Source organism: Exiguobacterium acetylicum, assembly GCF_022170825.1.
Lineage (GTDB): Bacteria > Bacillota > Bacilli > Exiguobacteriales > Exiguobacteriaceae > Exiguobacterium_A > Exiguobacterium_A acetylicum_B.
The window spans coordinates 64,756-77,772 of record NZ_CP081879.1 but is presented as its reverse complement, the minus strand read 5'-3'; the positions used below and the strand labels follow the sequence as shown (position 1 = coordinate 77,772).

The window sequence follows — 13,017 nt, the reverse complement described above, 5'->3', positions numbered from 1 at the left end:
TATGGGGCAGTGTCCTTCTCTTGTTTTTTCGTATTGATGTCGAAGATGATGGCATGTCGCTCAGCATCCGCTCATGGTGGCGAAATGATTGTCGTTATTCATCGGAGTGGGTCCTCGAAGCGTGCACGATGATGTCGCATGTAGACCTCGCGTCCTGGCCACATCCGGATGGTCATGTCCTCCCGGATACCGACGAGGCGCCGACTGTTCGCGTCGAGCCTTGAGGTCAAGAGGATTCTCCCCTCCTCATCGAACGAGATGAACCCCTTATCGAACAGGCCGTCATGCATGTCACAGAGGACGAGTCCGTTGTCGGGATCATCCTTCTGTCGGTCATCCGAATGCGCCCAGGGAAGGATGTGGCTCGCGACGAGGAGCTCTCGTACCGCGAGTCCGCATAGCTCACAACAAGAGCTGCGTCTGAGGAGCGACTCCCGGAAGCGCGACTGGGAGAGGCGATACATCGTCGTCCTCGCACCTTCGTGGAGGCGCGGTGGTCGGGAAAAATCTTCGACTGCCGGGTCGTCCAAAGCATCGTCATCCGATGATATGATGGAACGATCGTCGCGGAACGCGCGCCAGGCTTCAGGCTCGTTCGGACCACCGATGATTCCCGTCTTCAAGTCGACGAGCCATTCGCCCGAGACGGCGAGCGGGAGGACGGTGAAGCGTGCGACGAGGTTCTCATATGACGCGCCTGCACCCTGATGATGGAATTGCTGACGACGGAGCGCCACGCCACGCGTCATTCCCTCCACATAAGGCAGGGCGATTCCGACATAGCGTACATCGTTGTTACCGACACGCTCGAAGTAGAAGAACGGAGCATGATGGCTCTCCTCAACGGAATACGCACGGTCAAAATACTTCAGGAAGGTCTCGTTCCCACGTTGCTTCGTTTCACGGAAGTCCTTGCCAGGGGTCTGGTTATCCCCATAATAGACGAGAATGCCGCTGGTGGGGTCGTATTCGTTCCTCCATTCGGATTGTTTTCCGGTGTCGAGGATGACCGTGAACGCCTCCTCCCGTGGGGCACCATCCCGTCCTTCGACCATCGAACGACGGATGCCCCCTTGGTTGCCGAGTCCGCGGAGTCCGTCCCCGAAACGGAACAGACGGCTCAAGGGTTCGTTCGCGAAGTGGGAGGTTGAATCCGTCCCTGCCGGATAGACCTTACCTGGTATGAGGTCCTGCGGGACGATACGGTTCATCGACCGTCCCCTGATTCATCGGCGCGTCGTTCGCGGTCGCGCAGGACGGCGAGCTCGATGCGTTCGGCGATTGCGGCATCCTGTCGCTCCTTCTCGTTTTCGAGCAGCCGGACCTTCATCATCAGCTCGCGATTCTCCTCCTCCAGGCGTTCGGCGTTACGGGAACGGTCCTTGTAGTCGTCCGCGACGGCGGTCAGGCTATGGAGCTGATGCTGTAGTCGTTCCTTCTCCTCATCGCCGCGACGGAGCCGCTCCTCGAGCGAGAAGAGTTCCTTGCGCAACGTCTTCACCGTGTCGGCATGCTCCTTCTCGAGACGTGCGAGGGCCTCCTCCGCCTTCTTCCGTCCCGCCTCCGCCTCTTGTGCGGAAGCGACGAGTTCCTGTTCACGTTCAGCGAGCCGTTCGCCGGCGAGACGTCCCTCCTCCACGATCCGAGCTCGTTCCTCGATCACCTCGTCCTCGAGCCGGGAGATGGTCTCCTCGTGCCGTGTCTTGACGCCCGCGAGATCCGTCGCCTGACGCTTCAGTCGTAGGGAGCGTTCCTCGAACAGGTTGCCGATTTGGCGTAGCAACAGGGAGAGCTGTTCGTCCTCCTCCGTCAGCAAGGGATCGTGCGAGCGGTTCTCGCTCAACGTGACGAACTCCTCGAACAGTTGGTTCGTCGTCACCTGACGCTCCCGGACCAGCTCGCCGATCCGACGCGTCACCTCTTCCGACAGGCGGAAGGATTTGTTCTTCATCTCGTTCGTATCATTGTTCTGCGGTTCCATGGACATCTCTCCGTATGTATAGATATTTTTGACGCTCATGCCTAGATTATAGCATGCTGCCAAGCGACTGCCGAGCCGGGAGGGAGGCAGCGGGGACGAAGTTGGCATCGAGAAAATTTCGATCTGTTCAAACCTAAAGATATCTGATATAATTGAGAAACTGAAACAGAGCGAAAGGATGTTCGTATTTATGGAAACAAGAAAAAGGCTCAACACAATCGAGCTATTCGCAGGGGTCGGCGGCTTCCGCGTCGGGCTCGAGAAGGCGAACGAGGACCTCTTCAAGGTCGTATGGGGGAACCAGTGGGAGCCCTCACGCAAGGCACAGGATGCCTTCGAGTGCTATGCGTCGAACTTCGATGAAGGGATTCACTCCAACGAGGACATCACAACCGTGACGGACGAGGCATTCCGTAACCTGGACGCACAGATCGTGGTCGGTGGGTTCCCGTGTCAGGACTACTCGGTCGCACGCAGCCTGTCGGGCGAGAAGGGGATACAAGGCAAGAAGGGTGTCCTCTTCTGGGAAATCAAGCGCATCATCGAGGCGACGGCACCGCGCTATGTCCTCCTCGAGAACGTCGATCGTCTTCTGAAGTCACCGGCGAAACAACGTGGTCGTGACTTCGCGGTCATGCTGGCGACGTTCCGTGACCTCGGATATAAGGTCGAATGGCGTGTCCTCAACGCCGCGGAATATGGAATGGCGCAACGTCGTAGACGCGTGTTCATCTTCGCGACGCGTGACGACTCCGGATTCTCCAAGGAACTCGAGTCCTATACGGCGGACGACATCCTGTTCGAGAAGGGCTTCTTCGCACCGGTCTTCCCGGTCAAGCCGGAGGTCATCAAGAACCGCCGACTCGAAGGGATGCTCCCGGACGACATCGTCGAGATTTCCGACACGTTCTCTGCGAACTTCCACAACTCGGGCTACATGCATGATGGTCGCTTCCACTCCATCCATACGGAGCCGGTCTTCGAGAAGCCGACCCCGCTGCGGGACATCCTGCAGCCGGAGGAGACGGTGCCTGAGAAGTTCTATCTCAAGGACTCCGCGATTGAGAAGTTCAACTTCTTGCGTGGCGCGAAGAAAATCGAGCGGACGTCGGCGGACGGCCACAAGTACATCTACGCCGAGGGTGGCATGTCGGAAATCGATGACCTCGACAAGCCGGGTCGTACGATGCTGACGAGCGAGGGGACGACGAACCGTAGCTCGCACGTGGTCGAGGTCGATGGCCGCCGGCGATTCCTGACGCCGCTCGAGTGCGAGCGCCTGAACGGATTCCCGGACAACTGGACGAGCACGATGAGTGACCGGATGCGCTATTTCTGCATGGGGAACGCACTGGTCGTCGGTCTCATCGAACGGATGGGTTGGCGCATCGAGCAGATCGAGGACAGACACCCGGTACCGGTGCCTGCACAGGAATCCTTCTACATCAACAACAACTGAAGCGCCGTACGTGACCCGGACGGACATACCGAGGCATCTCCATACGCTATGGAGGTGCCTTTTTTGGTTTCCGGAGGACCCCTGAACGGGAAAAGCAGAGTATGAGAATGACTAGAGGAGGCAAAAATGATGGCAATCAAGAACAAGAACCTCAGCAAGGTCAAGGGGACGGACACGAAGATGGAGGTCAAGGTGCGACATGCACTATGGCATCGAGGACTCAGATACCGTAAGAACTATCGACGACTACTCGGAACGCCAGACATCGCCTTCCCGGCACAGCGTCTCGTCGTGTTCCTGGATTCGTGCTTCTGGCACGGCTGTCCGGCACATTATAAGGAGCCGAAGAGCAACGTCGAGTTCTGGCGCAACAAAATCAAGCGGAACCGCGAGCGGGACAAGGAGCAGACGGAGCACTATCTCTGTCAAGGATGGACCGTACTGCGTTACTGGGAGCATGAGGTGAACGACGATTTCGACCGGGTAATTGACGAAATCGATAAGACGTATCATGCACTCCTCGGTTCGGGGGCGGACGTCCAGGAGGCAAGACTCGAGACGTACCTCGAGGAAGAGGTGGACGTGGATGATCCATGCGATTGATATTGGTATATAATTTATAGGTATGGTTAAATTTTCCGAAAGGACGAATCGACAGAACATGAATCAAAATGATAGCTACGTGAAAATGGATCTACGAATCCTGAACCTCATAGATTTAGGAGAAACGAAAGGTATAAAGATAGGCATGAATCCGATTATTCGAATCATGAAATCTGGTAAGACACTTGAAGATTTATTCGTAAACTTCGGCAAAATCGATGGAGTCAGTTCAATCATCAATAATAAAATACAGAATATCTTGAACAACATCAGCAAAGCGGAATTCGACTTCTTGAAGAACCAAGAGTCCTTTTATCGCCTACTTCTCATCGAAAATGGTCTGACCGATACCATCGTCAGGAACTTTTTATTGCCTTCGGATTTACGCTTTAGTGATTTGGAAGGCTTGGATTATATAAAATTCAAAGCACTGACTGGCGGGAAAGAAAAGCTTGCTTTGTTTCATAAAATCATGACCGCTCATAATAGTTATGTCGATCGAATCAAAGGACATACCGTAAATCTAATGGTTGAGACGAATCAAGAAAACATACAGACAGTCGTTAATCTAACTGTCGAAACGAATCAAGAGAGCATACAAACAAACAATACTTTTTCTGAATCGATTGAAGAAAAAGCGATTATTGTTTTCGATCGAATGTCAGACGAAGAGAGCATCACTTCATGGATAAAAATGCTTGAGGCCGATGAAGATTCAGCCATGAGAACTCTATTCAGACTGAAACACCAAGGCATGGTAGATATAGATGGTCGCTTGATTAAAAAAAGAACCATAGGTATTGATGAATTCATAGAAGGCCAAAAGAACGTGCGTACTCGAGACATATTAAGAGCGCGTCTAAGTGGTCGTAGTATAAGGGTTCTTGCGGAAGAGCATAAAATTTCTCATCAATATGTGAGTCAGATATTAGATAAAGCACTCTCGAAAATTCCTGTAACCCACATCAGTGGAGTAGGGAATCATGCATATCTCTTTCAAAACTTTAAGTTGGATTTGAATTTTTTCAAAAACATCTTAATGCAAGATGAGAGAATCTATTATTTCATAAAGGAAAAATGTTTCAAAGGAGAGAGAGCGAGACGAGAAACATACGACTTCTTGACTTCCGATCAGAAGAAGCGATTGTTGTATGTCGAATCGTTGGTTGAGGATTCGAATGGGAGACCGGTGGTTTTATCAAAGCAAAATCTAGTGGAAAAATACTTCATTCTGTTCGGGAGAGAAATTAAGCATATAGAGAGTCATCATGCCAGTTACCTAGAATTCCTTGAGGTAGAACTTCGTGACAGGAATGAGGAAATCCATGCGTGTGCACTTTCCGTTAGAAATTTTGAGAATTTAGTTTCCCGTGCGCCTTACTGCATACAATCTGACAAGAGAAAGGTTCGTCATTTCCAATCTTCACACATCATGGACGAAAAACCTGTCATCGAAGATTTATTCAAGCTTGATGATGGTATCTATAGCACGAAGCTCGTATTCCAAAAGAATGAGTCATACTTCAATTCGTTAGATATCCGTAATTATTACGAACTACATAATTTGCTTCGTTACCATTTGACGATAGATTCAATCGAAATGAGACGTATGCCTGATTTTTCTATAAACATTTCAGATAAGTTCGAATGGATGCTTAAACTCATAAGTGTGTTGGAGCCCATAACCGTTGTTGAGTTCGCGCAATACCTAGAAAATAATTATGGCTTGCATGCTGCATCGTCTCGAAGCCTCATCCTAGCGGAACTATCCGATCACATCGACTCACAAAAAAGGTTGACGTGTACAATCTCACGGTTGAACGTAGAAGAAAAAGCATTCATCAAAGCGCTGATGGTAGAGGATATCTACTCCATAGCTGAACTTGAGAAGAGTCATCATGAAATCAGCAATTTCCGACAAAAATATCTAAATAATTTGGTGTTGAATGATTTAGGATATGTGGTGAGCGGTAGTTTCGTGCTTCGCAAAAAAATAGGGAGAGCTGAAAGATACTTTAGAAGATTAGTTCTGAAACAAGACTATTTTAAGGTCGATAAATCTCCCCTGCAGAACAGCCAATCGTTTTTAAAAGTGTTGTCTGATCTCCAGAAATCCTATGAACTATTAAGAATCGAAGAAAATTTATACATGAAGTTATCCGTCCTTGAAAAAATTGGTTTTTCCAAAGAGGATATTTTAGACTTTCAAAATCAAGTCGTTTCCTTTTTCATGAATCGACAATACTACAGCATGAAAAATATTCACGGTGAGATGCAACACGAGTTATTGGAGTTAGGTTTCGATGATATTTTTTATGAGCGTATATGCCGTGAATCAGAAGGGGTCGGTTACATCCCTCTAGGAAGTGGAGACATATTCTACCGTTCGAAAAACAAGAAAAATCTTACTGATTTCCTAAAAGATGAAGTAGAAGAGGGAATCGAGGTTTCTGAACTAATTGGCCTGATAAAAGAGAAGTACGGTGTCTCGTTGGACACCAGAAAAGTAATCGAGAAGTTAAAAGGAGCTGGATATCACTACATCATCGAGACCGGCAGTCTCCATAGTGATAAGAATGTTTTTTTTGAACGACTATATGAACGTAGTTTCAAATAACGACTATTGATTTTCATTTACTCCCGATGTGCATGCCAATCGATATCACCATTGAACTTATGATGATATCGAGAACCGCATGTTCGATTTGAAAAACATCTAAAAATAATTATGTTGCAATGATTGAAGAAGGAGGGGAAGAGATGGGGCGTGATGAGATGAAGGATAGGGATGTTCGCTTGTTAGGGGTTCTTGATTTAGCGGACTCGAAGGACACGACGCTTAGCCTGCAATCGATAGCGAAGTTGATGAAAGATGGCTATACACTAGAAGATTTCATAGAGTGGGATGAGGAACTGGTAGGAGGGATACGGGCGAACGTGAAGGAGAAACTTCACGGCCTATTTCTTGATGCCAAAGAAGAAGATCTCTCAATCATGGAAGAGAAGAAGTCTCTCTACAGACTCGTCTTGGTAGATGGAGGTGTGAGTGAGAACATCGTAAGAAATTTATTGCATCCCTCGGGAATAAGATACGAACATCTAACGACGATTGATTATGAAACATTCAGAAGGCTGACAGGTGGTGGTGAGCGTAAAGCCATCTTCATCAAACTAATGAAGGCATTCGAGAACGATGGTGGTGTCAGGGATGAGTCCTACGATACTGGCATCATACAGACGAGAAAGTTAGGGAAACGATTAGTGAATCAAATCGAAAAAGATTTGACCAGCGTATACGACGAAATGCCAGACCAATCCATACCAGGAGACTGGGTGGAAAAAACGGGATTGCAAGAACACGAGGTCTCTGCGGGATTAGAACGTCTAGCGCAAAACGGTCTAGTCCATATTAGAGAAGAACAAGTGAGCAAGCGAACCAGACACCTAGAAGAAGCCCTATCATCTATACCAGAAACAAGCAGAACTATCATGGAACAGCGTCTGAAAGGGATGACGCTCCAAGAAATAGGTGACATCAACAATGTGACACGTGAAAGAATCAGACAAATTCTAGAAAAAGTCGTCTCTGGCATCCCTCTGACACACATCATAGAAGCCAGACGGATGAGATATCTATTTGAGAGTTACGAACTTGATCCTGTCTTCTTCGAGACTGTGTTAGGCGAACGAAAAGAAACCTATCATTTCCTTTCTGAAAAGTGTTCGAAAGGTACTTCGTCCAAAAGAAAAATCTATTCTTTCTTACAATCAGAGCAGAGACAGCGGATGCTCGTCAGTGAAGGGCTTTACGAAGACGTTTTGGGAAATGCCTCACCTCTCTCGAAGAAGGGTCTTGTCGAGAAGTATTTTTTTCTAGAAGGACGTGAAGTTAAGCATGTCACTGAGCATCATCGTCGATATCTATCCTTTTTAGAAGAAGAACTTAGAAACCAAGAGGAAGTAATTAGACACTACATGATTTCGGAAAGGGCATTTGAAGGAATTGCTGACAGGATAGAAAGTTGTTTGCAATCCTCGAAAAGAAGGGTCCGGTATTTTGATGTTAAGCCTATTCTCGAGGAGGAGAACACATTCCGAGAGTTGTTTCGACTGGATCCCGGTATCTATAACATGCGTATTATTTATGAGCGCCATGCTCACTATTTCCTCGCTCTCGATATCCGAGACTACTTCGAACTCCATAACATCGTAAAAGACAACCTCCACATAGAGACGGTTCAGACTAGACGTATGCCAGAGTTCAGTGTCGGTGTGACGAGCAAACTAGATTGGTTAATAGGTCTCATCGATGAATGGGGTCCAATACCTCTCGATGCATTCGTATCGATGTTAGAGGAAAGATTCGGTCTTCTTGCCTCTTCGTCGAGAAGTTTGATACAGATGGAGTTGTCAGTCTATCTAACTCCACGTAACGAACTTGTACATGATATTACCGAGTTGAGTACGGAGGAAGAATCATTCATCAAGACCGTTCTGGTCGACGATATCTATACGGTGCCAGAGTTGATCAATCGACATTCCGACGTAAAGAATTTCCGTCAACTATATCTGAATAACCGAAATCTTGGCATGATCGGCTATGATTTACGAGGTGGATTCGTGATAAGGAAAGGTTTTGGGAATGCTGAAAGGTACTTCCGTCACTTTTTGTTGACGAAGGATTATTTCCAGACCGATGACTCTTCAGCAGTACAAAATACACAATCATTCTGGAAGGTTCTTGTCAATCTTCAGCAGAATCTTGATTTGTTCCGAGTGGACGACGAGACGTACATGAACATTTCGGTCCTTGAACGTGCGGGTGTCAGTAAAAAAGAGATGTTGGATTTTCGGGAAAAAGTTTTTGAACACTTTTCTGACGGTCGGTTCTTCTCCGTCAAGAACATACAAGAAGAATTGAATCATGCCATCCTAGGTCTCGGGTTCGATGGTATTTTCTATGAGAGTATCTGTCGGTACGACAAACGAATACGTTTCATTCAGTTCGCGACATCCATCGTGATGTATTGTTCGAAAGAAAAAAAGAGACAGGTGGACTTCATCGAATGCGTCGTACATGACGGAATGGATATCGACGTCCTACAATCAGACATCCGTAGAATGTACGGTATCGATATCGCATTGTCAAAATTAATTGAAAAAATAAGAGGCTCTGATATGTACTATGTTCAAGAGCTGGAGCGAGTGTTCTTGAATAGGCAAAGTTTCTTGGACATGGTATATGGACCAGAGGATTAAACGTCTGTAGTTCCTGTCGATGGTTTCAGATTGATTAAGAAGGATGATTATTAAATGAAAGATCAAGAATTGTCACGAATAGAAAAAAAACGGATGTCGGATGGAAGACTCCTCTGCCTGGTAGACCTTTCAGTAGAGAAAGGCCAGAACCTTAATTTCCGTTCGATGTCGAAGATGATGGAGTCGGGCGTCACGCTCGAGGCCATCAACCGTAGAAAGAGCCCTGAAGAAATATGGCCAAACCTTGCAACGAAAGAAAAGGTGAAATTTCTACTGAACAATATGACCCAACAAGAGGTGGACTCGCTGGCTCACATGACATCGTTGTATCATCTAGTACTGGTCAAGGGAGGTGTGAGCGAATATATCGTGAATACAATCTTGATTCCGTCTCGAATACGACTCGAGGATCTTGAGGGAATGACCTATGAGTACTTCAAGAGCCGGACCGGAGGGGTCGAGAGACTTTCGGTATACAAGAAGGTCATGTCTGCCTATCTGTCGTACATCGAACAAAACGGAAGACTTCGTATTAATGTGAATAGAAAATCGTCACTGGATGAACGTTTTATTAAATCTATAAGTAGTTCCGAGGATAGGGACCGAGAGACACTATCAATAAAGCGATTGGATGGAAGATTGTTATGTCTTGTTGACGTAGCGATCGAGAAAGGACATGATGTCAGTTTCCGCTCGATGTCGAGGATGATGGAATCAGGGGTCCTTTTCGAGGAGATAAACCGAAAAACGACCCGGAAAGAAATATGGCCGAACTCGACCATCAAAAAATCCGTGAAGGCACTTCTCGCTGACATGAGCCAGGAAGAGGTTGCTTCTTTGGACGATATGACATCGCTATATCATCTAGTACTGGTCAAGGGAGGTGTGAGCGAATATATCGTGAATACAATCTTGATTCCGTCACGGATACGCTTTACGGATTTAGAAGGAATGACCTATGAAGACTTCCAAAGACGGACGGGAAGAGCGGAGAGGTTATCCATCTACAAGAAGCTCATGTCCGCCTACGACTCTTATATCAGGCACCAAGGAAGGTTGGACATCGATGAAGGTGTTGGATACTCGTCTGGAAAAAATATTAAGGATTCCTCACATCATACAGATGTGTGGATGGACGAGAGAGTATTATGCCTTGCCGATTTAGCAATCGAGAAGGGGCGTGACGTCAGCTTCCGTCAGCTAGCGAAGATGATGGAGTCGGGCGTCACGCTCGAAATCATCAAACGTAGGAAGGTACAAGGAGAAATTTGGCCGAATCAAACCATCAGAAAGTCGATTAAGACTCTCCTGGCTGATTTGAATCCACAAGAGATTGATTCTTTGAATGGCATGACATCGCTATACCACCTCGTCCTTGCAGAAGAAGGGATGAGTGAGTATATCGTTAAAAATATCCTGATCCCGTCACGGATACGCTTCACGGACCTCGACGGAATGGCTTATGAGACATTCAAGAAACTGACTGGAGGGGTAGAGCGGTCGTCGGTATATGAGAGAGTCATGTCCGCCTATGAATCATATGTAGGACGTAAGGGAAGAATGCGTGGCAGTGCAGTGAGGGTATCGTCAGAACACAATAGTACATCGAATCGTGTTCACGAGATCGATGCAGAAAATGGCAAGATTCCTTTAGTAGGACGTGTGAAAAAGACCAGTGATGGACCAAATCTAAAAAAAATCGTCCGTCGATTGATTTCTGTATACGACCGGGTAGAGGATGTATCTTCGTTCCGTTCCTGGTCCATGGTATCAGGATTGATTGAAAGAGAAACGTCAGAAGGTTTACGTCGCCTTGAAAAATTGAAGTTCGTAAGCATTTCGAACCTTGATGTGAAGAAAAAATTCAGGTCTCTCGACGAGTTCCTGGAAACTTTGGAGGATGGACAGGGAAAACTCTTCCTGAAGAAACGTCTGAGTGGGATGAGCACTGCCGACATCGCGAAAGTACAAGGGGTATCCCATCAGAGGATTAGCCAAGTGTTGGGGAAGGTCTTAGAGGTGGTTCCGGTCACGCACATCAAGGAAGCACGTCGGACCATCGATATATTCCGAGAATATGCTATCGACCACGAATTCTTTACGGAGGTACTCCTAGAGAAGAAAGAGACGTTTTATCTGCTAAAACTTAAATGTAATAAAGAACGAATCAGGGATGGCGTCAAGAAGAGTAAGTTGGACTGTCTGAATCAACTACTTCCGGATCAACGCATCAGATTTCTCCATGCCGAGTCGCTCTTCGAAGATGAGAACGGTGACGTAGTGAAGATGACCAAGCGGAATCTCATGAAGAAGTATTTTTTCATGCATGGACGAGATTCTGATTCCACCAAGAACCATCATGTACGATATTCAGAATTCCTCGAAGAAGAACTTCATGGTAAAAAAAGTGTCATCGAAGAGTATGGAATCTCCTTACATAATTTCGAAAGTACCATCGCAGAATCGTCGTATTGCATTCACTCTTATGACCAAAAGGTCCGATATTTCGAGGTCGATCGAATCGTCGAGGAGAAAGTAAATCTTGAAAAGCTCTTCATGCTGCCTGAAGGAATCTACAGTACGAGCTTCGTCTATGAAACGAATGAATCCTATTTCAGGTCGTTAGACATAAAGGACCATCACGAACTGCATAACGTATTGAAACGTATGCTAGACCTTGATTTCATTAAAATCAGACGCATCCCAGAGTTCGCGATAGGCGTCGAGGATAAAATCAAATGGTTCACCGGATTGATCAAGAAGCTATCCCCCATCACTCTGGACGCCTTCATCAATCATCTAGAGCAGAATTTTGGGTTACATGGACCATCCACGCGGACTCGCGTGCTTACTGATTTGCCGGAATACGTCACGCCTGAACGAAAACTAATCCATGTGTCTGCTATACCAGCGACGATTCATAAGAATTTCCTTAAAAGAATCCTCGTCGACGACATCTATATCGCTCAGGATTTGATTGATGGATTTCCCGTCCTCAAATCTTCAGGAAATCTATATCTGAACAAAAAAATGTTGAAAAGCGTTGGTTATGTGTTGAGTGGCGGATTTATCGTCCGAGAAGAGATAGGGAGTGGTGAATGCTATTACCGAAATCTTCTCATGGGAAATCAGTACTTTGTGCTGGATGAATCTCCGTTACTGAAGACACGGTCGTTCCGGAAGACAATATCGGAACTCCAGTCAGGACTCGACCTCCTACAGATAGGGAGAAATCACTACATGAACATCTCCGTACTCGAGAAGATAGGCATCGCAAAATCAGGTCTCATCGATTTCCAGAAGATCGTCTCTAGAAGTTTTTCCGACGAGAGATACTTCACCGTCAAGAACATCCACGAACGAGTCCCGCATAAAATCCTTGAACTGGGCTTCGATGACATCTTCTACGAACGACTTTGTCGAGCACATGAAGGGATACGTTATATCCCATCGGCGACGGGCGACATCTTCTATCGAGGTGAACATGTCAGGAATCTCACCGACTTCGTCCGAGACTGTATCATTGACGGCATGTCCGTGGACGAACTCCTATCGTTCGTCACACAGGAGTTCGGAATCTCGCTCGATCCGAATAAGACCCTCGAGAAGATACGGATGACTGGTGCTCACTACGTCCCGGAGACAAGACGAATCCATTTCGACAAGAGAGACTTCTTCGAACAGTTATACGCAGGCGTAGAGATAAAATAAAGCC

Annotated in this window: 7 protein-coding genes; 5 read left to right on the top strand and 2 right to left on the bottom strand. The window is 46.9% G+C overall.

Annotated elements, in window-relative coordinates:
• Nucleotides 1-98 precede the first annotated feature (98 nt).
• Complete coding sequence (locus K6T22_RS16755) at nucleotides 99-1,211, bottom strand: HNH endonuclease (RefSeq protein WP_238240493.1); 1,113 nt, start codon at nucleotides 1,209-1,211, stop codon at nucleotides 99-101.
• Nucleotides 1,208-1,981 (bottom strand): coiled-coil domain-containing protein, encoded by a 774-nt coding sequence (locus K6T22_RS16750; protein ID WP_238240491.1) that lies wholly within the window; start codon nucleotides 1,979-1,981, stop codon nucleotides 1,208-1,210. Before K6T22_RS16750 ends, K6T22_RS16755 begins: the two co-directional genes overlap by 4 nt.
• Before the next feature lie 190 nt (nucleotides 1,982-2,171).
• On the opposite strand from K6T22_RS16750, the gene dcm reads away from it, so the two are divergent.
• From dcm to K6T22_RS16725, 5 genes are all read left to right on the top strand, one after another.
• The gene (dcm, locus tag K6T22_RS16745) at nucleotides 2,172-3,440 is read left to right on the top strand and encodes a DNA (cytosine-5-)-methyltransferase (protein ID WP_214858996.1); all 1,269 of its coding nucleotides are present in this window, start codon (nucleotides 2,172-2,174) and stop codon (nucleotides 3,438-3,440) included.
• Between the two features lie 192 nt (nucleotides 3,441-3,632).
• Nucleotides 3,633-4,043 carry a very short patch repair endonuclease gene (locus K6T22_RS16740; RefSeq protein ID WP_238240489.1) on the top strand — a complete coding sequence of 137 codons (411 nt, stop codon included), beginning with the start codon at nucleotides 3,633-3,635 and terminating at the stop codon, nucleotides 4,041-4,043.
• A 58-nt stretch (nucleotides 4,044-4,101) separates the two neighbouring features.
• Nucleotides 4,102-6,660, top strand: a complete 2,559-nt coding sequence (locus K6T22_RS16735; protein ID WP_238240487.1) for a hypothetical protein — start codon at nucleotides 4,102-4,104, stop codon at nucleotides 6,658-6,660.
• 248 nt (nucleotides 6,661-6,908) lie between these two features.
• Nucleotides 6,909-9,302, top strand: a complete 2,394-nt coding sequence (locus K6T22_RS16730) for a sigma factor-like helix-turn-helix DNA-binding protein (protein ID WP_238240486.1) — start codon at nucleotides 6,909-6,911, stop codon at nucleotides 9,300-9,302.
• 54 nt (nucleotides 9,303-9,356) lie between these two features.
• Nucleotides 9,357-13,013: a hypothetical protein gene (locus K6T22_RS16725; RefSeq protein ID WP_238240484.1), complete on the top strand. Its 3,657-nt coding sequence runs from the start codon at nucleotides 9,357-9,359 to the stop codon at nucleotides 13,011-13,013.
• The last annotated feature ends 4 nt before the right edge of the window (nucleotides 13,014-13,017 follow it).